This is a genomic window from Rickettsiales bacterium (assembly GCA_035765535.1).
Taxonomy (GTDB): Bacteria; Pseudomonadota; Alphaproteobacteria; order Rickettsiales; family JABCZZ01; genus JABCZZ01.
Window position 1 is genome coordinate 366,664 of record DASTXE010000001.1, and the last position, 20,870, is coordinate 387,533.

A 20,870-nucleotide genomic window follows, 5' to 3' on the forward strand; every position below is an offset into this window, starting at 1 on the left:
GATGCTGAAACCGAAGCTGAAACTAAAGCGCCGTGCAACTGCCAAAGCGGCTTATTCCAGAAAGGAATATCCGGTAGCGAATTTCATACCCTACCTGCACCATTATAATGATGAGACTATCATCACGAAAGATGGCGAGCTTGTCCAGTTTATCAAGGTAGATGGCTTCTCGTTCGAAACTTCGGACGACGAAGATCTCGACATGAAGAAAATGGTGCGTAATTCGCTGCTCAAAAGTATGGCAGATGGTACGCTGGCTATCTGGTTTCATATCATCAGGCGTCGTAAAAGCGCATTCCCCGGAGGGGAGTTTGCGCCCGGTTTTGCGCGCGCGGTGAACGACAAATGGAAACAGAAGCACCATTCGATGGACTCGTATGTAAACGAGTTATACATCACCGTGGTACGTAAGGCAGATACGGAAGGTGCGGCGAAGCTCGCGCACTATTTCAACAAGATCAGCGATAGCACAAACAAGTCTTCCAAAACGGAAAGCATGCGTGAAGCGCATAAGGAGTTGACGGACGTCTCGCATCGTATTCTCGCCAGCTTCCGCGATTATGGGGCAAGACAGCTCAGCATTTACGAAAGGGATGGCGGTGTTTTCTCGGAGCCTCTGGAGTTCCTGAGCAAGATCGTCAATTGCGGTGTGAGCCAGCCTATTCAGGTGACGCCCGGCGACATCTCACATAACCTGATGATGCAGCGCCTGTATTTCGGCAGGGACGCTATTGAGATCCGCGGCCTTACCAAGAAGCGCTATGCCGCTATGATCAGCATCAAGGAATATTCGAATGCGACGGCTGCAGGCATTATGGATGCGTTTCTGCAGCTGCCCCACGAATTCATCGTCAGCCAGTCCTTTGTTTTCACCAACCGCCAGACCAGCATCAGCAATATGCAGCTGCGCCAGCGCCGTATGATCCAATCCAACGATGCCGGTGTTTCCCAGGTCATTGAAATCAGCGATGCGCTGGATATGGCGCAAAGCGGACATGCAGCCTTCGGAAGGCATCACCTGACCATCATGTGTCTGGAAGAAAGCCTTGAACGGCTTGACGATGCGGTATCGATGGCGACATCCGAACTGATTAACGTCGGCATCAATCCAATCCGTGAAAAGATGATTATGGAACAGTGCTTCTGGGCACAGCTTCCGGCCAATTTCAGCTTTGTCGGACGTAAGGCTGAAATTAACACGCTGAACCTTTCAGGCTTTGCATCGCTCCATAATTATCCCACCGGGCGCATGGCCAATAACCATTGGGGAGACGCCGTAACGGTATTCGATACGTCTTCCGGCACGCCTTACTTCTTTAACTTCCACCTGCGTGATGTGGGCCATACAACGATTATCGGTCCTACCGGCGCCGGTAAAACCGTATTGATGAACTTCCTGTGTGCACAGGCGCAGAAATTCCGCTGCAGGCTTTTCTTCTTCGATAAGGACCGTGGTGCGGAAATTTTTATTCGTGCGCTGGGCGGTAATTATAACATTATCGAGCCGGGCGAGCGTTGTAACTTCAACCCGCTGCAATTACCCGATACGATGGAGAACCGCAATTTCATCGGCGAATGGCTAAAGGTGATGGTCACGGTGAACGATGAACCGTTCACGGCAGAAGATATGGAAAAGATTACAGATGCGGTGGTGGGCAATTATAAGCTTGATCCCAAAGACCGTATCCTACGTAATATCGCACCGTTCCTTGGTATGGAAGCGCCGGGGACGATCGCAAGCCGCCTCAAAATGTGGCATACCGATGGGCAATACGCGCAGTTATTCGACAATCTGAACGATACGGTAGATTTCAGCGACGCTGCTGTGTTCGGCTTTGAAATGGGGCCGGTGCTCAACAATAAGGCCACGCTTGCGCCGGTGTTGCTCTACCTGTTCCATAAGATCAATCTTTCACTGGATGGCACACCGACCATCGTCGTACTGGACGAAGCCTGGGCGCTTATCGATAATCCGATCTTTGCCAGCAGGATTAAGGACTGGCTGAAAACCCTGCGTAAGCTGAATGCAATGGTGATCTTCGCTACACAGAGCGTAGAAGACGCCACTAACAGTTCCATCAGCGATACGCTGGTGCAGCAGACCGCAACACAGATATTCCTGCCCAACCCCAAGGCTACGGATGTATACCGCAAAGCCTTCATGCTTTCCGAACGGGAATTCAATCTGCTCAAAAGTACGGACCCCGGATCGCGCTTCTTCCTGGTGAAACAGGGTAAGGACGTGGTGGTCGCCCGAATCGACCTCTCCGGGATGGACGATATTATAAGCGTGCTTTCAGGACGTGCGGAAACTGTTGGTATATTGGACGAAGTGCTGAATGAATACGGGGACGACCCGGCAATCTGGCTTCCGATATTCCAGCAAAGGGTGCGGGAGTTATGAAGGCTGCCGCCGAGGGAAATTCTGGTCTGGTGCTGAAAATGGGGAGTTGGCGGGTCATTATTATGGCGTTGCTGGCCGTTGTGGTGGCAGGGATGTTTGCCGCCCCGGCCAGGGCCGACCTGGCCAACTGCGACCAATTGCGTCAGGCAAACCCCTGGCAATTCTTCAATCCTCTGATGAGGTGTTTTACCGATCCCGATCCCCAGATGCAGCCGACGGACCCGTTCGGCACACAATATGGTGCACCGCCTACGACCACTGGACTGATCCCGACAGCGACCATCAATTTCATGAAAAACACCAAGAGCTTTTTCATGCCGGCCATAACGGCCATGGCGACATTTCTGATTGCCTGGTTCGGGTATAAATTAATGATGGGGGATGCCCAGAACGTCAAGGGCGATACATTTACGATCTTATTCAAGATTGCCGGGGTGTATTTCTTCCTGGCCGAAGCGCCCGTAATTTATAATTACATGCTGCAAATCATGTTGAACCTGAATCAGATCATCAATGATGTGGTGAACAAGGCGGGGGGATTATTCTGTACGAAACCCGACCTGTGGCAAAGATTCGACTGTCTTATGGTCTGGCTGGCGGGGGCTGGGGGAATAGGATTGCTGCTTATCATAGGGCTTGTCGTTGTGACGACGGCCGGGGTTGGAATTGTGGTGGCGTTTGCGTTTATCTATTTAATGGTGACGCTATTTTTTACCATCGCACGCTTTGCCCAGATTTACCTTATGGCAGTCATTTCATTGTCCCTGATGTTCGCGCTGGGCTATCTCTTCGTCCCCCTGATGTTTTTCAAGAATACATTCCATTTCTTCCAGAAATGGCTGGCCTTGTGCCTGGCCTATGTGCTTATTCCGGTGCTCATGTATGGCTATATGGGCATGATGTTCGTGGCCCTGGATATGAGCGTCATATCGGGGCAATATTCCATCTATCATGAAATATTCGGGCAGAAGGATGTTGCCGGTATGAGCCCGGATAATCCTGCCGTAAGTCCGGCTAATCGCATAAAATGCCCTGATAAACCCACCCAGGACGACCACGGACAAAACGACACGGGCAATTCCGGTACCGGTTGCAGTAACTATGAGCATATATATGCCCTGGTGGGAACGGACGATGCGCAGACGACTGCTGCTAATAAGACAGATTCAGGTATGCTCGGCAATACGGCCAAGGATAACGGTATCCAGGCAATGCAATACCGCTCCTGGTTCCACTCCTCGATGTTTAAATTCTCGACATGGAGCAATGAAGCGGATTTGAATAATATGTCCTGGAATCAGGGGCAGCAGAAAACCCCGGCACAATATTTATTCGACATATTATACGCGTTCCTGGTGGCCTGCCTTTTGATTTACATTATGTATAGCCTGTTGAGCTATATTCCCGACCTCGCAAGCGAACTGGTCTCGCAGGGCACGAGTGCAGGCAAGAATGTAGTCAAGGCGCAGGTGTTTGGGGAAGCGACAACCAAATTTGCACTCGAGTTGATAAAGGAAACTGCAATCGGAGCGCTTGAAGGTGCTAAGACGGGCGGAATACATGGCGCTGCGCTGGGGGCTGGAAAGGCCGCGCTGCAGAAGACGGCTGAAGAAGGTGCAAAGCGTGCAAATGAAATGAAGGATATGGCCAAAGGTGAGGGCGAAGGCGGAGATAAAGGTGGTGATAAAGGCGGACAGGGCGGCGGTGGCGGCCTTGGTGGAGCTCTCGGGGGCGCTGGTGGAGCCGGCGGCGGTCTGGGCGGTGCGCTCGGCGGAGCCGGTGGCGCGGGTGGTGGCCTTGGCGGTGCGCTCGGTGGCGCAGGTGGAGCTGGCGGCGGTCTAGGTGGTGCATTGGGTGGTGCAGGTGGCGCGGGTGGTGGCCTCGGCGGGGCACTTGGCGGCGGCGGAGGTGGCGGCGATAAAGGTGGCGACAAAGGCGGAGGCAAGCAGAAGCAATAATGGTCGGTCGTTCTGGAAATAGAAAGCTGTTCAATATGCTGTCGGGTGCATTATGTGCGCTTGTAGTGTTGTTTTCGCTTGGCTTTCTGCAGGACGCACAAGCAGCCATCTGTAAGGATAGCGCAGGTAATGACGTAAAAGGATTCACCGTTGCATTAGTGTTCTGTGTCCGCTCTTCGATTACGGATGCTTTGACCGGAAGTCATATTACCAATATCATGGGGGCCGGCCATCTCGGCTATTTGACGCAGGTAATACAGTTTCTGACGGCCTATAAATGGGCGGCGATTACGCTGGCAATTGCACTGTATGGCACTAAGCTTGCCACGGTAAATGTGGAAGAGCTTTTAAAGGAAAGTTCGGGGCTGCTCTTCAGGATAGCGTTTGTGTTGTTTCTGTGCGCCAATCTCGGTGCAGCCGGGCAGACGCAGCTATATAATTCTGCCTCCGGCAGCGGTATATACGGCGCGGCGGTAGACTTTGCCGGGGAACTCGTCTCGTTCGTTTCGCTCGGGTTTACCAAAATTACTCAGCATTGCAGTGCGCAGTTCGCAGCATTGCCCGCGGGCGTTAACCAGCAGGAATATTCAGTCTGGCAGGCATTCGATTGTATATTTGAAGGATTGCTGGGCGGCACTGCCGGCCTGACATTTGCGGCAGCCGCTATCATTCTGGCTCTGATAGCGGCCCTATTCTCGGGGGGATTGGGAGTGGCCGTCATTGTTCTCGCGATAACATTATTTGTCATGATACTGCTTTCGCTGGGGAGAGCCGTTTATACTTATATATTATCTTACTTCGTTCTGGCGCTGCTGATCATTATCGGGGCGCTGATCGTTCCGCTATTTGCGTTTGATAGCGAGTATACGAAAGGTATTTTCTGGAAATGGGTCAGCCTGATTGTCTCCACAGTGATGCAGCCGCTGTTCCTGGTAGGATTTCTTTCCTTCTTCATGATGACCGATTACCAGTTCATATACGGTTCGTTCTCCTCGCAGCCCGATACGCCGACGGCAAACGGCGCATATGTTTTTGCCGATGGTACCCAGGCAAGGTGTAACGCGCAGCCTTATGCGGAGTATGCTGCCGGTAATCAGGACAATCCCGACCTTGGCAATGGCAGCGGCGTCTGCTCATTCCCGCAGTTATTGGCAAGCTGCGGCGGGAACATTACGGGATGCATTAAGTGGGAGCCCATTGTTCCGGTGCTTAACCTGCATTGGAAGATCCCTAATGTAAAACCGACCAATGGCGTAACTACAGCATTGCACGATGCGGTAGACGGGCTCAATTTTGTAATCAATTTGCTGGAAGATGCGATTAATGCGGTCGTCAACAGCATCACTGGCTTTTTCTTTAAAGTTCCCAAGCTGGTGCATTTCCCGCTGCAGCAGTTTTTTATTACATTATTTGCCTTTATCATTATTACTTTCGTATTGATGGAGCTGATGAAGAAGATCCCGGAAATGGCAGAGCGCATGACGATCACAGTGGGAATAGGATTAATGAGAATGGCGCAGGTACCGATGGAAGCAGCCATAGTGCGTGCGGTTAAATCGGGCGGCGATGCAATGAAAGGCTCCATGCAATCCACCCTGTTGAAGGGCGGCGGACAGGGGAACCTGAAAGGAATGGGCAAGTCGCTGGCGGGTGGCGGCGCAGGCGCAGCCAAATCCATGGCACGCGGCGGCATGGGAGCTATCGGTTCTATCGTAAAAGGTGGTGCAGGTGCAGCCAAGTCGGCAGCGAAAGGCGATATCAAGGGAGCAGCCCAGTCGCTGGCAGGCGGTGGTACCGGCGCATTGAAGTCGCTGGCGGGTGGTGCCGGAGGCGCAGTCAAATCCATTGGCGGCGGTGTCAAAGGGGCGGCAAAGTCCGCTGGCCAGATGGCGAAAGGACAGGGGATGAGAGATGTCGGCAGAGCATCGAAGGCTGGTGCGAAGTCGGCACTCAGAAGTATCGGCAACAGTCTTTTAAAACGGTGAGACGATACAAAATGAATATGGGCAGGGAAATAATGGAGAGGTTAGGAAGGCAGGCTGCAAAGCTGGCATTCCCGCTCGTGCTCATAATGGTGCTGCTTACCGGCTTTCTCATAACGGCAGGCGGAGCTTTGGCATGTGACAATGACGGCGATGTGAAGAACGCCAATAATGATTGCCGTTGCATGAGCTATATTGAAGGTAAGCTGACGGCGGCAAGCGTGAAGGCAGCCACAATCACGCAAGGCAACGGCTATGACATCGTAAACGGTGTGTTTGAAGCGGTGAATGTGGTCATGCGCAACATGTCGCAACTGTTTTATACCACGATTGTTCAGAATCCCTCTTTCCAGCACGCTGTAAGCGCAGTCGCCATATTATATATTGCGGTGTACGGTGCCATGATAATGTACGGTCTTGCGCCGTTCAGGCCTAATGAAGTGTCCATGCGCCTGATGAAACTGGGCATATTATGGGGAATGGTAGGCGCAGGCGGTTGGACATTCTTCAGCCAGTGGATCGGCGATCCGGCCATCGCCATCATCAACCAGCTTATCACGCTTTTCTCTCAGGCAGGCGGCAGCAACATCACGCCGAATCTCACCACGAACAGCGAGCTAAGTCCCGTCAGTATCAACCTGCTGGTCGGCTCGATGAACATGGTCTTTTCCATGCGTTTCTGTATTGCCATCATCGCAATGATGTTTACCGGCGCATTCGGGTGGTTTTTCGCGCTCATGATCATATGGGGTATCGTCGAGTTCCTGCTGATGATTATCGGTGCGATCATAACCTATGTAAAAGCCATTGTAGCGCTGTCGTTCCTGTTTGCACTCGCCCCTATTTTCTTTGCCTTCATATTGTTTGAGCACAGCAAGAAAATATTCATGCAATACGCCAATACCATAGGAGGATATTTCATACAGCCTATCCTGCTGTTTGGCTTTATCGGGTTCTATGCGAGCGTTCTGACCAGCGTGCTTGCGGATATCCTGTTCAGTTCCGATTATTGCAAGCTGCGCTGGTTCTCCATAGGTTTCATCGATATTGACTGGTGGCGTCCCATTCAGATTGATCCCAATAGCACCAAATGCCTTGCCCATTGCGGCGGTGGTTTCTGGATAGGCAATCCCACTATTTCCGTGATGAACATATTCTATTTCCTGTTGTTGACCCATATGGGTAAGAATCTGGCGAAATTCATTGAAAGCATGACGTCCGATATCACCCAAGGCTATGGCGGTGCTGGCGTTGTCAGGGGAAGTGCCGTTCAGCAATTCCTGCAGAACCATATCCCGGGTGTCAAAGGACGCAGTCCGACTGAGCTGATAGGAGAGGGCGTTGGCCGTATAAAGCATAATATTCAGGCAGGCATTGCAGCCAGGAAGCCGGTCGGCGGCGGCACTCCAAGTGGCGGCGGAGGTGGGGACGGAGGTTCAGGTACGGGCGCGGGTGGCGGCGGTGGTGGTAACACGCCGTTTGCCGGTGGCAGCGGTCAGGGAAGCGGTGCTGGTGGAACAGGCACATACGGTGCTGGCACAAGCGCAACAACGGGACCGGGGACCGGTGCAGGGGCCAGGAAAGCAACACCTGAAGAGCTCGCACGCATGGGGCTATCTCCTTCACAGGGACGGGGAGCGGTTATACTTGGTGAAGGTGGAGAGGGAGGCACCGGACAAAATACGGGCTCGGCTTCCAATGGGGGGACGACGGTTGGCAGCAGGCCGCCGACGGGTACGGTGAGTGGCCATGGAACACTGAATATCAGTGCGGGTGTCAAATATATAGATGCAAGCGGTAAAGAACATGTGACGACGGGAGGAATTCATATCAACAGCGGTGGCATGCTTAATAATAGCGGTCTCTCCGATGCAATGGCGCTTGATCTGGCAGGAACGGCAGTTAATTATGCTCAGAATGCGGTAAGCAACGCTCAGAACGACCCCAATCTGAGTGCTGCACAGAAGAGTAATCTGAACGCACAGCAAGGTAACTTAAACGCACAGCAGCAGAATATCGATAAAGCTAGGAATACTGCGCAATCAGGAGGCGGTAATACCGGAGGAGGTGGTGGCGGTGGACCAAAGCCCGGCGGTAGCGGTACTCCTCCCAAACCAACCGGTGGCGGTAAATAAGTAAGAATGGATAATACGTGAAAAAAGGGTTCACATTCAATATTGCGCTGATCATCGGAATGGTATTCTTGTGCCTTTCCAGCGGAAACGCTTATGCTGCCTGCACAGTCACTAATCAGTGCGAATGTTTTTACTCTGCTGCGCAATGCAAGGCCGCCCGCTGCGTAAGTGAACTGGAGCCAAACCTGAAGCAGGTGGCGCAATGTGCGGGCCAGCCGGGCTGTGTACCTCTGCAGCAGCCGGGAGTTCAAAATACCGCCACAAACCCCAACCGTGGTGCCGGTTATGATATAATCGCCGGGGTGTTTGCCGATGTGAACGGTATCATGACCGACATCGCCAAGAACTTCTTTAACGGTATTATTAACCAGCCTAATTATTCAACAGCGGTAAACGCGGCGGTGCTGCTGTATCTGACGATATACGGCATCATGATCGTCTTCAACCTGGCCTATCACAGCACAGGGGAAGTGTTTAAACGCCTGGTGAAAATAGCCATCGTATGGGCGATTATGAGCCCGAACGGGTGGCTATTCTTTTCTACCTTCGTGACTAATCCGCTCATCGGGGGCATGAACCAGCTGATCTCGCAATTTACGGCATCGGGTGGCAATGCGGGGATACAGGCTGTCTGCAGCGGCGCAGCTCCATTGCCGCCGGGCTGTAATCCGAATGATTACGTTAATCCGATCAGCCTTAATATGCTCATGGGAAGCATGACGCTGGTATTCTCGCTGCGCTTCCTGCTGGTACTGGTGTCCATATTGTTTACCAGCCCCGCATTCGGCTGGATCATCGCACTCCTCATCTTCTGGGGTATTATCGAATTCATCCTGATGCTGATCGGCGCTATCGTTACCTATGTCAGATCTATTGTAGGGCTCGCATTCCTTTTCGGGTTGGCACCTATTTTCGTGACCTTCATCCTGTTTGACCGAAGCAAGAACCTGGTTGTCGGTTATGTAAACGCGGTACTGGGTTTCTTCTTTCAGCCCGTATTGCTTTTCGCATTTCTCGGATTTTATGCGACGCTGTTTACCAATTCGCTGATCGCAATGCTTTTCAAGGCGGATTACTGCTATATACCGTTCCTGGATCTGGTGCTTTTCAAAGTGCCATTCTGGCAACCGGTGAATGCACAGAATAATCTGGCGGGCCTGAAGGGGTGGATTGGAAATCCGCCGATGGATATTGTGGATGTGCTGTATTTTCTCCTGCTTGCCCATTTGGGTAAGAATCTGGCGAAATTTATTGAGCAATTGTCGCAGAAGATCACGGATAGCCAAGGCCCGGGCATGGTTGGGGGCGACCTGGTGGGCAAGTGGTTTGCTAACTATATTCCGGGCGTTAAAGGACGCAGTCCGCAGGCCCTGCTTGCCGATGGCATCAGTGCTTTAAGGCATAAAGCGAAGGCGGCAAGCTTCGATGAAGAAGTATCGCGCAGAGGCATTGCACCTGTTCCCAAGAGTGGTGGCGAAGGAAAAGGCAATGAGGGCGGAGAAGGTGGCGGCGGTGGCGGTGCGCCCAGAAAAGCTACGGCAGAAGATATTGCAGCAACCGGGCTGACGCAATCGCAAGGCAGGGGGGCAGTATTACTCGGGGATAAACCGGCTGATTCTTCATCGCAGGATAAAGGCAACAATTCCCCGCAGACGACTTCGAGAACCGCGCCGTCTCAGGGCACACAGCAGCAGACAGCGCAAAAGCCAACTCAGCAGGAGCCAAAACTCAGCGCTTCGCAACAAAGGGGCGCGGTAATTCTGAAGCCGCCAGGCTCCGGCGGTACATCCGGTAGTGGTAGTAGCGGCGGCGGAAGTTCCCCCTTTAGCGGTGGCGGTGGTGGTGGAAAACCACAGGGAGGCGGCAGCGGCCTGATTCTCCCCGGCTCACAAAGTGCGCCTAGCGGCGGCGGCATAATTCTGCCAGGTTCCGGTGGTAAGCCCTCAGGTGGCGGAGACGGAAATGGCGGCGGCGCGGGCGGCGGTGCAGGCGGTGGTGGCATCATTATCCCCGGGAAAAAATAAACGGAAATAATTGCGGAAGATGCATTTTAGCAACAGTTGTTTGCGAATAATCCCTATCGCTCTTAAAAAATTATTAATGAGAACGATTTCCGTTTATACTTTCTTAAACATTTACGTATGGGAATCATCCGGCCGGGATTATGTTTTGGATCTTCTGGGGACATTTTGTAAATAGCATGAATCAGACGGGTGCATCAGGAAAGCGGCGCTCCCGCTACCGTGATCGTATGGCTGCGCAGGCCATGCCGCATGCAACCGCCACGGCTTTTTCAGCATACAGCAGGGATGTGTTCTGCATTCTGGATCGAGAGTGCAATTGCCTGTTTCTGTCAGAAAATATCCTTGCCACTACCGGACTCTCATCAGCGGAAGGCTTGGGTGAAGGATTAAGAGCGCGCATTGCCGAGCAGGATCTTTCTTTGCTGTGCGATTATCTGGCCATGGAGGATATAAGACATTCTCCGGTGCGCTTGCGGATTATGGATGCGGACAATGCATGGCGCTGGTATGAAATGCAGCTCGTGCGCATGTACCGTGATGAGAAAACCTGCGAAAATCGCTACGAATGCCTTCTGCATAACGTGAATGAACTGGTCAATGCGCAGGACAATCTGGAAAAGGCGCTGTTGGAAGTGGATATCGCCAATAAGTCCCGGATGGAGTTTCTCGCGAACATGAATCATGAGTTGCGCACGCCCCTCAATGCTATCATCGGTTTCGCTCAGATGATTGAAAGCGGCATATACGGCGATGTAGGCCACCCGAAATATTACGATTATATCAGCAACATCCAGTCCAGCGGGCAGAACCTGTTATCAAAGGTGAATGATCTCATCGAGATCGCCAACATTAATTCCGGCGACATAAATCTCAATGAGGGCGAGCACGACCTGATTAAGATAACCCGTAATGCGATCGAACTTTACGCGCATAAAGCCTTCATGGCGCATGTGGAGCTGCATGATAACCTGCCCGATAAGCAGATATTTGCGAATGTAGACCGCGTGCGGATATTGCAGGTTATGATGAACCTGATTTCCAATGCCATCAAGTTCAATAAGAATGGCGGAACGGTGGACGTCTATTGCGAAAAACTTAAGAATGGTGGCGTCAATATCGTCATTGAAGATAGCGGCACTGGCATCGAAAAGAAGCATTTGGAACGTATCCGCTCCGCATTCGGCCAGGAAAACAGCTTCTTTGCGCGCAGCCGCGATTGCGTGGGGCTTGGGCTGGCGCTTTCCAAAGAAATAGTGAAGCTGCATCAGGGCAGAATTGAGATTGAAAGCGTGCAGAATAAAGGCACGGTGATCAAAATCGTTATGCCGTCTGCCAGGATTACAAGGCAAGTGCCGCTGGCCCATTCAGGCAGAAAACTGGCAGCCATTTCGTAAGGTAGGATTGCCATGGATGACAAAAAACAAGCTATCCTTAAGCACGCTCTGAAACTGGTGCCGTTTGACGGCTGGTCCGAATATACGCTATCGGAAGCGGCCAGGCAGGCAGGCGTGCCGGAGCAGGAATTGAAAAAGCTTTTCCCTGCGGGTGTCAGGGACTGCGTCACCTTCCTCCTGGAAACGCAGAATGATGAGCTTGCACAGGCCATGCAGCATGAAAAGCTGGAAACACTCCGCGTGCCGGATCGCATTGAGAAAATCATACTGGCAAGGCTCGAGAAATGGCAGTCCATGCGCGAGGTTATACGCAGGACGGTGAGCTTTAACGCGTTGCCGTGGAACAGCATGGCGGCCTGTAAAGGTTTATATGATGTGGTAGACCTGATCTGGCGGCTGGCAGGTGATAAGTCCACGGATTTCAACTTTTACACCAAGCGCATGACGCTTTCTGCAGTCTATTCGAGCACCGTATTATTCTGGCTGAATGACGATTCGGAACAGCATGAGGAAACGGTGCAGTTTCTGAAGAGGCGCTTGAATGATGTAGCGGCTTTCGGACGTTTCACAAACAAATTCAAGCGTGCATAATTTTATCGCTGCTGGGTAGCCACGGCGGCTTTTTCTTGCACTTGTGTATGCAGCTGTGAAAGATTTTCAGCGCGGGAAGGTGGCATAAAATCCTGTGCTGCTTCGGCGCTATTGACAAAATCACGAGCATTCTTTGCGGCTGTTGCGGTTTTCCATCCCGCCATTCCGAGCAGTGTGGAAATAGCGCCGGAAGCCATGAGGCTGGCTCCGGAAACGGTTCCGATGATTTTAAAAATTTCAACCTGGCTGCGCTGTCCCCGGATAAGAAACGTAAGTCCTGCGGCAACACTGCAGGCGCCGCCTGCAAAAGCGATGCCGGAGACGAGTTTTGTTGTGCCGGTGGCAAGGCTGCTGGCCGGTTTGATCTTATCCCTGAAGTTAATATCATTAGGCCGCGATGTGTCAGGCATGATAACACAATTCTGAAAAGGTATATCTCGCATACTATAGCAATTCGGCGGTTTACGCACCACGTCATGATTGTGAAGTTTTTGTGACAATAGGCTTATGCGCGCATGTCACTAACTTATATTGACATTTGGCTCGCAAAACGTCTTAATCATTAGACCGTAACACTATTTAAGGGTATGACAATGGCAGAGGCAAAACCGGTCACAGTAGCATATGGCGACGGAATCGGGCCGGAAATTATGGAAGCTACGCTCAGCATCTTGAATGAGGCAAAAGCCAATCTCGCGGTGGAAACAATTGAGGTCGGAGAAAAACAATATAAAACCGGCAACACAAGCGGAATTCCGGCAAGCGCCTGGGAAAGCCTCCGCCGCACCAACATATTGCTCAAAGCGCCGATCACGACCCCGCAGGGCGGCGGCTATAAAAGCCTGAACGTAACGATGCGAAAAACGCTGGGCCTGTATGCCAACGTTCGCCCCTGTGTCTGTTATCATCCATTCGTTAAAACCAATCATCCGAAGATGGATCTGGTTATCGTGCGTGAGAACGAAGAAGATCTTTACGCAGGCATGGAATATCAGCTCACGCATGATGCCGTGCATTCGGTGAAGCTGATCACCCGTTCAGGCAGCGAGCGCATCATCCGTTATGCGTTCGAATATGCCGTGCAGAACGGTCGCAAAAAAGTGACCTGCATGTCCAAGGACAATATCATGAAGATTGCCGACGGCATGTTCCACAAGATATTTAACATGGTAGGCGAGGAATATCCGCAGATCGAGAAGGAACATTACATCATCGACATCGGCACGGCACGCATCGCAAGCGCGCCGGAACGCTTTGATGTAATCGTAACGGAAAATCTCTACGGCGACATTATTTCAGACGTGGCGGCAGATGTCTCCGGTTCGGTGGGGCTTGCGGGCTCGTCGAACGTGGGCAATAGCTTCGCCATGTTTGAGGCGATCCATGGTTCTGCACCGGATATCGCAGGCAAGGATATTGCAAACCCTTCCGGGCTGCTCAATGCCGCCATTATGATGCTCGTGCATATAGGCCAGCCGGAAGTGGCTTCGCTGGTGCATAATGCCTGGGCTGTAACAATCGAATCCGGTATTCACACAGCGGATATTTTCAATCCCACCAGCAAGCGCAAGGTCGGTACGCGTGAATTCGCCCAGGCCGTGATCTCGCATCTGGGAGAATCTCCCCGGGCGCTTAAGGCGGCAAAATTCCATGCGCCGTCAAAAACGCAGCCAGCTCATCAGGAAAAGCTGCTGAGTGCTGAGGAAAAACGTACGCTGACCGGGGTGGATGTCTTTATCCACTGGACCGGCGACATAGATATTGCGGCTAAGAAGCTGAAAGAACTGGCAGCAGGCTCGGGCCTCGATCTGCATAATATCGCAAACAAAGGTTTAAAAGTATGGCCGGATTACGTCCCGGGCATGAACCTGACGGATCAGTTCAACTGTCGCTTCAAGAAAACCGGTGAGATGCTGCAGCATAAGGATGTGGCTGCATTACTCGCCAAAATCGCCGCAAGCGACATAGAATTCCTCAAGATTGAGAATCTTTATGAATATGGCGCTTGGCTCGGCTATACGCTGGGACAGGGCGAATAATTCCCCTAAATATATAGAAAAAGGGCAGAAACCGCATCTTGAAAGGTGGGGAATGTAGCGATACGGCTTGTGTTTGTGCCGCAAATAGCTACAATCCCTCAAAATAAAAAGGAGCAGCTTATTAATACCCCGCTTTTGGATAAGGTGAAGGACCCCGCCGACATCAGGAACTTTTCCCTGGAACAGCTTAAGCAGCTGGCCGACGAAGTGCGTGCGGAAACGATAGAAGCCGTTTCCGTCACAGGGGGGCATTTAGGGGCTGGACTCGGTGTAGTAGAGTTGACGATTGCCCTGCACCATACGTTTAATACACCGGAAGATCGCCTTATCTGGGACGTAGGTCATCAGACCTATCCGCATAAGATCCTGACCGGCCGCCGTGATCGCATCCGTACGCTACGCCAGCCTGGCGGACTTTCCGGATTCTGCAAACGTGATGAAAGCCCTTATGATGCATTTGGAGCGGGTCATAGCTCGACCTCCATTTCCGCTGCGCTCGGCATGGCTGCCGCGCGTGACTTCTCTGGCAAGCACAATGAAGTGATCGCCGTGATTGGCGACGGAGCCATGAGCGCAGGCATGGCGTTCGAAGCGCTGAACAATGCCGGAAGCCTGGGCAAGCGCCTTATCGTTATCCTGAATGACAATGATATGTCCATTGCGCCGCCGGTCGGAGCGATGAGCGCCTATCTTTCACGTATTATTTCTTCTCATCCTTATCGCAGTTTCCGCCATATCGCCAAAAACGTCGCTGGAAAGTTTCCCGCGCCGCTGATGCGTGCGGCAAAGAACGCAGAAAAATACATGCGTGGTATGGCAACCGGTGGAACATTGTTTGAGGAACTCGGGTTTTATTACGTAGGACCTGTGGACGGCCATAATCTGGAGCAGTTGCTACCGGTTTTGAGAAACATAAAGGCGGAAAAAGACAGCGGCCCCGTACTGCTTCATGTTGTAACGCACAAAGGCTATGGATATGGCCCTGCGGAAGAATCCGACGATAAATACCATGGCGTCAGTAAGTTCGATGTGGCCACGGGCGAGCAGAAGAAAGCGACAGCTTCGGCCCCGTCCTATACGGAAGTATTCGCTCACGCGCTGATCGATCAGGCGAAGAAAGACGCTAAAGTCGTCGCCATTACCGCCGCCATGCCTTCCGGCACAGGGCTGGATCTGTTTGAAAAGTCATTCCCGGACCGCATGTTCGACGTAGGTATCGCTGAACAGCATGCGGTAACCTTTGCTGCCGGGCTGGCTGCGGAAGGCTATAAGCCTTTTGCCACGATCTATTCCACCTTTTTGCAGCGCGCATTCGACCAGGTTGTGCATGACGTAGCGGTGCAAAGTCTGCCAGTACGCTTCGCAATCGACCGCGCAGGGCTTGTCGGTGCGGATGGCGCAACTCATGCCGGAACATTCGACATCGCCTACCTGACCATGCTGCCTAATTTCGTGGTCATGGCCCCTGCGGATGAAGCTGAACTGACACATATGGTGGCAACGGCTGCCACAATTGATGATAAACCCAGCGCTGTGCGTTATCCGCGTGGAAACGGCACGGGAGTAGCCTTGCCGAAAGAGCCGGAAATACTGGAAATCGGCAAGGGCAGGGTATTGCGCAAAGGAAGGGAAGTGGCGTTGCTCTCACTCGGAACGCGCCTTCAGGAATGCATGAAAGCAGCAGACGAGCTGGAAAAGCAGGGTATCTCTGTCACGGTGGCGGATGCACGCTTTGCCAAACCGCTGGATACGGAACTGGTAACACAGTTGATGACTTCACACAGCCTGCTCGTGACGGTGGAAGAAGGCAACTCCGGTGGTTTCGGTGCCCATGTGCTGGAATTCGCTTCCGGGATGGGGTTGCTGGAAAATTGCCGCATACGCGCGCTGTATCTGCCGGATATGTTCATCGAGCAGGGTATTCCGCAGCAGCAATATGAGGAAGCAGGGCTCAATGCTGGCGGCATTGTCCGCACGGTGCAGGAAATACTGCAGCCTTCCACGAAGGCAAGACTGATCTCCTGATATGATCGTGCTGGGCATAGAGTCAAGCTGCGACGAAACGGCCGCCGCGCTTGTAACGGAAGATCGCCGCATTTTATCCAGCGTCATCCTCTCGCAGACAACCGATCATGCTCCTTACGGCGGCGTAGTGCCGGAAATCGCCGCGCGCTCCCATATCACGCATATCGATAAAGTAGTGCAGCAGGCATTCGCAGAAGCCGGTTGCAGCTTTGCGGATGTGGATGCCATTGCTGCAACCACCGGGCCCGGCCTGATCGGCGGTGTCATTGTCGGTACAATGGCCGGAAAAGCATTTGCATCTGCGTTGAATAAGCCGTTTATAGCCGTCAATCACCTGGAAGGCCATGCGCTGACGGCGAGGCTGACCGATGCTGTGGAATTTCCTTACCTTCTGCTGCTGGTTTCCGGCGGGCATTGTCAGGTGCTGGTGGTCAAAGGAGTAGGGCAATATGAGAAACTCGGCGGCACGCTGGATGATGCGCTGGGCGAAGCGTTCGACAAAGTGGCAAAGCTCTTAGGGCTCGGCTATCCCGGCGGACCTCAGGTGGAAGAACGGGCGAAATCTGGCAACCCAAAGCGTTTCAGCTTTCCGCTACCGCTAAAAGGACGCGAAGGTTGCGACTTTTCATTCTCCGGTCTGAAGACGGCAGTCAGGCTGGCCATCCAGGAACTGGGAACGCTCACCGGGCAGGACATTGCCGATATCTGCGCGTCCTTTCAATATAGCGCAGGCGAAGTGCTGAAAGATCGCATGCGCAATGCGTTTGTCTCTTTTGCAGCGCAATTTGCGGCCCGGACACTCGTCGTGGCGGGGGGCGTTGCCGCCAATCGCTATTTGCGTGATGTGCTTGAATCCATAGCCGCGAAGCATGGCTTCACTTTGACTGCACCGCCATTGAAACTTTGCACGGACAATGCCGCCATGATAGCATGGGCCGGAATCGAGCGGCTGAAGCTCGGGCAGATGGATTCGCTGGAAACAGAGCCGCGCGCACGCTGGCCATTGACGGAGCTGCAATGAAAAAACATGAAACATTGCCTAATGGGAATGGCAATAACCGGCGTAGAAGGCTTGTCAGCCGCAACAGAAAAGAGCGCCTCCGCGCTATTGCCATCGGCAAGCGGCATGACTGGTTCAGCGATATGTATGCGCGGCTGCTGGATGTCTCCTGGGCGACGCTCGCCATCATCATTGTCCTTATATATCTCTCTGTAAACCTGGCCTTTACGTTCTTCTACCTATCCATCGGCAATGGGATTGAAAACGCGAAGCCCGGCTCGTTTGCCGATGCATTCTTTTTCAGTGTGCAGACGCTCGCCACAATCGGTTACGGGAAGATGTCGCCTGTGGGAATCATGGCCAATACGCTGGTCACGGTAGAGGCGTTTTTCGGCTTCTGCTTCATTGCCATCGTCACGGGCTTGTTATTTACAAAATTTTCGCGCCCCACAGCGCGCCTCCTATTCAGTAACGTCGCTGTCATCGCGCCCTATAACGGTGTGCCGCATTTGATGCTGCGCCTTGCAAACCAGCGCGGTAATCGGATTGTGGATGCCAATGCCCGCATGACGATGCTGCGCACGGAGACCTCGCAGGAAGGCCAGATGATGCGCCGTTTTTACGATCTGAAGCTGACGCGCACCATGATTCCTATTCTGCAATTAACCTGGACGCTGATGCACCCGATTGACGAAAACAGTCCGCTCCATAACATCACATCCCAGAAACTGGAAGATGAAGAGGTGGAAATTATCGTCTCCATCGGCGGGCTGGATGAGACGCTTTCCCAAACTGTGCACGCACGCTATTCTTACGTGTGCGATGAAATAAAATGCAACGAAAGATTCGTAGATATCTTACGGCTTCTGGATAATGGCGGCGTAGAGATTAACTACGCGCTATTCCATCAGACCATTCCGGTATAAACCGCTACTCTGGGCGATATTTCCTGTAGAGGCGCAGTACCAGCAAGGTCACGATAAAGGAGAGAATCAGGGTGCCCGTAACGTCGGACGGGAAATGAACACCGAGCGCAATACGTGAAACAGCAATTCCGAGCACAAGGGCGATTCCCGCAATCTTGCTAAAGCCATTCAGCCTCGACCAGAATACTACCAGCATCAGCATGGCAAAGCCGGAGTGACCGCTGGGAAAACTCACGAAGGGCTCTTCTTTCTGGCGAATGCTGTCTTTGATAAAGACCGTGCCTTCCGGCAGGTATGCGAATGGTCGGGGCAGGGAAAGCAAGTGTTTCAGCCCTGTTACCCAAACAAGATAAACCACATAGCACAGCACCAGCGAAATAACCAGGTGCCTTGCCTGTTTGATATACACCGTATAAGCTTCCGCTCCCTGCAGCGCCCTCACATTCTTAGCGCGCAAGGCCAGCCAGCCAACAATCAACAACAGATAAAGCGGAAAAAGCTTATAATTTCCAAGTGCCGAAAGCGCCTGCATGGCGCTCTGGAAACCTGCATTCTGGATGTTATTGATAGCATGAAAAATCTGGACGTTCAGGCTGTCGGGAGCATAAAGAATCGAAGGAAGCATAGTAACCTTGCAAGAGAGTTAAGGAGAAACGCTGATACTACATCCCGAAGCTTCGCACAAGGCTGCCGCTGAGGCTGTACCAACCGTCGACAATCACAAAGAAAATCAGCTTGAAGGGCAGAGAAATCAGCACGGGCGGAAGCATCATCATGCCCATGGCCATCAGGGTTGAGGCGACCAGCATGTCGATAATCAGAAACGGCAGATAGACAAGGAAGCCGATCTCGAACGCACGCTTAAGTTCCCCGATCATGAAGGCCGGAATCAGGATGCGGTAAGGCGTGTCAGCCGGTGTAGCGATTTTAATGCCCGGGGACATATCGATAAACAGACGCAGATCCTTTTCGCGCACATTGCGCATCATGAAATCATGAAACGGCGCACTGGTCTTTTCAATAGCGTCTCTTTCGGAAATCTGGCCGTTTACCAGCGGTTCGATACCATCCGTATATGCCTTTTGTAAAACCGGAGACATAATGAAAAACGTGAGGAACAGCGCAAGGCTGATAAGCACCTGGTTCGGCGGCGTCTGCTGAAGGCCAAGTGCAGTGCGCAGCAGGGAAAGCACGATGATAATACGCGTGAACGACGTCACCATCATGATGATGGAGGGCGCAAGCGGAATGATCGTCATCAACACCACGAGTTCGATCAGGCGCGAGGTGACGGAACTGTCGCCATCGCCGATCGCACCCGCATTATTGCCCAGATCAAGCGTCAGTTTCTGTGCCATTGCATCCACCGGCAGCATGAACAGGACAAGCGCGAACAAGCCCGTAAACACCATGCCCCAGCTCAGCAGATTCTTTTTATGTTGTCGTGTCATGCAGGTTCCTTTTGCGCATGCGATTCGATCAGCAAGTCACCCGATGCACCGAGCAGCAGCAGATGCTCCTGTTCGCCGCATTTAACCAGCACAAGCCTGCGTTTGGGGTCCAGATAAAGTGTTTCGCTTACGGAGAGTCTTTTATCCTGAGCATTATTGCCGGTCAGTCTTTTATCCAATCCGGTTTTTCGCAGGAGCGCAGCCAGCAGGAAGATCAGTCCCGCCACGAAGGCAAGCGCCAGTATGGCCCGCAGATAGGTGAAAGCATCACTCTCCATCGTCATCCTGCGGTATGATTTTCTTTGGCGTAATGCCGTCGGAAGTCTGGTAGGCGACGTTAGCTTTGCGTATGCGCTCCATTCTGCCCAGTTCCGTCTGCACGGAATCGCGTGCGGCAACCAGTTCTTCACCCAGCAGCGTTACCTGTTCCATCAGGGCGTTCAGGTCTTCCCGGTGCTGCAGCCCTTCTTCCATCGGCAGCGCGGCGATAGATTGGCAATAAGCACGCACGCTGTTTTCCACGCCGGAAAGGTCCACATTGCCCTTACGCAGATTCTCCCTGCATTCGGCGACCAGATCGAACGTGGCTTTTTTTAGGGTTTCAGGGGGGAGATATTCTACGCTCATTTCGCTGCCTTTTTAATGTTTTTCGCTTTGGCGTTGCTGCGGTAGACATAGTTCAGGATTTCAGCCACGGCGGCATAGGCTTCAATCGGAATAATCGTATCGAGATCAAGCTTGGAAAGTATTTCTACCAGCCCAGCATCTTCATGGATGGTAATGCCATGCTCCTGTGCGATCTTGATAATCTGCTCGGCGATTAACCCCTGTCCTTTCGCGGCTACCCTCGGAGCATGCTCTTTTTCAGGCTCGTATTTTAGGGCGACTGCAACCGGCTTTTTTTCTTTTTTGTCTGTTTCATCCGCCATGATTGATCCTTA

The 20,870-nt window shown here is 52.5% G+C and carries 17 protein-coding genes; 11 read left to right on the plus strand and 6 right to left on the minus strand.

Features of this window, described 5'->3' with window-relative positions:
* The first annotated feature begins 1 nt into the window (after nucleotide 1).
* From VFT64_01815 to VFT64_01845, 7 genes are all read left to right on the plus strand, one after another.
* Nucleotides 2-2,404 (plus strand): VirB4 family type IV secretion/conjugal transfer ATPase, encoded by a 2,403-nt coding sequence (locus tag VFT64_01815; GenBank protein ID HEU5046559.1) that lies wholly within the window; start codon nucleotides 2-4, stop codon nucleotides 2,402-2,404.
* A complete protein-coding gene (locus tag VFT64_01820) occupies nucleotides 2,401-4,362 on the plus strand; it encodes a type IV secretion system protein (GenBank protein HEU5046560.1) in 1,962 nt (653 codons plus the stop codon). The genes VFT64_01815 and VFT64_01820 overlap by 4 nt, the downstream gene beginning before the upstream one ends.
* Nucleotides 4,362-6,347 (plus strand): hypothetical protein, encoded by a 1,986-nt coding sequence (locus VFT64_01825; protein ID HEU5046561.1) that lies wholly within the window; start codon nucleotides 4,362-4,364, stop codon nucleotides 6,345-6,347. Before VFT64_01820 ends, VFT64_01825 begins: the two co-directional genes overlap by 1 nt.
* A gap of 32 nt (nucleotides 6,348-6,379) precedes the next feature.
* Nucleotides 6,380-8,479, plus strand: coding sequence for a type IV secretion system protein (locus VFT64_01830; GenBank protein HEU5046562.1), 2,100 nt, complete (start codon nucleotides 6,380-6,382; stop codon nucleotides 8,477-8,479).
* A gap of 17 nt (nucleotides 8,480-8,496) precedes the next feature.
* Entirely contained in the window at nucleotides 8,497-10,503 is a 2,007-nt protein-coding gene (locus VFT64_01835) for a type IV secretion system protein (protein ID HEU5046563.1), read from the plus strand.
* Between the two features lie 176 nt (nucleotides 10,504-10,679).
* Nucleotides 10,680-11,897 carry a PAS domain-containing sensor histidine kinase gene (locus VFT64_01840; GenBank protein HEU5046564.1) on the plus strand — a complete coding sequence of 406 codons (1,218 nt, stop codon included), beginning with the start codon at nucleotides 10,680-10,682 and terminating at the stop codon, nucleotides 11,895-11,897.
* 12 nt (nucleotides 11,898-11,909) lie between these two features.
* Complete coding sequence (locus tag VFT64_01845; protein HEU5046565.1) at nucleotides 11,910-12,488, plus strand: COQ9 family protein; 579 nt, start codon at nucleotides 11,910-11,912, stop codon at nucleotides 12,486-12,488.
* Between the two features lie 2 nt (nucleotides 12,489-12,490).
* On the opposite strand, the gene VFT64_01850 is transcribed toward VFT64_01845, so the two are convergent.
* Nucleotides 12,491-12,898 (minus strand): hypothetical protein, encoded by a 408-nt coding sequence (locus VFT64_01850; GenBank protein ID HEU5046566.1) that lies wholly within the window; start codon nucleotides 12,896-12,898, stop codon nucleotides 12,491-12,493.
* A 183-nt stretch (nucleotides 12,899-13,081) separates the two neighbouring features.
* Here VFT64_01850 and VFT64_01855 point away from each other — a divergent pair, with 183 nt between their 5' ends.
* From VFT64_01855 to VFT64_01870, 4 genes are all read left to right on the plus strand, one after another.
* A complete protein-coding gene (locus tag VFT64_01855; protein ID HEU5046567.1) occupies nucleotides 13,082-14,527 on the plus strand; it encodes an NADP-dependent isocitrate dehydrogenase in 1,446 nt (481 codons plus the stop codon).
* A gap of 75 nt (nucleotides 14,528-14,602) precedes the next feature.
* Entirely contained in the window at nucleotides 14,603-16,552 is a 1,950-nt protein-coding gene (gene dxs / locus VFT64_01860) for a 1-deoxy-D-xylulose-5-phosphate synthase (protein ID HEU5046568.1), read from the plus strand.
* A gap of 1 nt (nucleotide 16,553) precedes the next feature.
* Complete coding sequence (gene tsaD, locus VFT64_01865; protein HEU5046569.1) at nucleotides 16,554-17,573, plus strand: tRNA (adenosine(37)-N6)-threonylcarbamoyltransferase complex transferase subunit TsaD; 1,020 nt, start codon at nucleotides 16,554-16,556, stop codon at nucleotides 17,571-17,573.
* Nucleotides 17,570-18,478, plus strand: coding sequence for an ion channel (locus VFT64_01870; protein ID HEU5046570.1), 909 nt, complete (start codon nucleotides 17,570-17,572; stop codon nucleotides 18,476-18,478). Before tsaD ends, VFT64_01870 begins: the two co-directional genes overlap by 4 nt.
* A gap of 4 nt (nucleotides 18,479-18,482) precedes the next feature.
* Here VFT64_01870 and VFT64_01875 read toward each other — a convergent pair whose 3' ends face one another.
* From VFT64_01875 to VFT64_01895, 5 genes are read right to left on the minus strand one after another with little or no spacing between them, the layout of a single operon-like run.
* A complete protein-coding gene (locus VFT64_01875; protein ID HEU5046571.1) occupies nucleotides 18,483-19,103 on the minus strand; it encodes a phosphatase PAP2 family protein in 621 nt (206 codons plus the stop codon).
* Nucleotides 19,104-19,140: 37 nt separating this feature from the next.
* Complete coding sequence (gene fliP, locus VFT64_01880; GenBank protein HEU5046572.1) at nucleotides 19,141-19,929, minus strand: flagellar type III secretion system pore protein FliP; 789 nt, start codon at nucleotides 19,927-19,929, stop codon at nucleotides 19,141-19,143.
* Complete coding sequence (locus tag VFT64_01885) at nucleotides 19,926-20,213, minus strand: flagellar biosynthetic protein FliO (GenBank protein ID HEU5046573.1); 288 nt, start codon at nucleotides 20,211-20,213, stop codon at nucleotides 19,926-19,928. Before VFT64_01885 ends, fliP begins: the two co-directional genes overlap by 4 nt.
* The gene (locus tag VFT64_01890; GenBank protein HEU5046574.1) at nucleotides 20,197-20,556 is read right to left on the minus strand and encodes a hypothetical protein; all 360 of its coding nucleotides are present in this window, start codon (nucleotides 20,554-20,556) and stop codon (nucleotides 20,197-20,199) included. Before VFT64_01890 ends, VFT64_01885 begins: the two co-directional genes overlap by 17 nt.
* Nucleotides 20,553-20,858: an EscU/YscU/HrcU family type III secretion system export apparatus switch protein gene (locus VFT64_01895; GenBank protein HEU5046575.1), complete on the minus strand. Its 306-nt coding sequence runs from the start codon at nucleotides 20,856-20,858 to the stop codon at nucleotides 20,553-20,555. The genes VFT64_01890 and VFT64_01895 overlap by 4 nt, the downstream gene beginning before the upstream one ends.
* Between the last annotated feature and the right edge of the window lie 12 nt (nucleotides 20,859-20,870).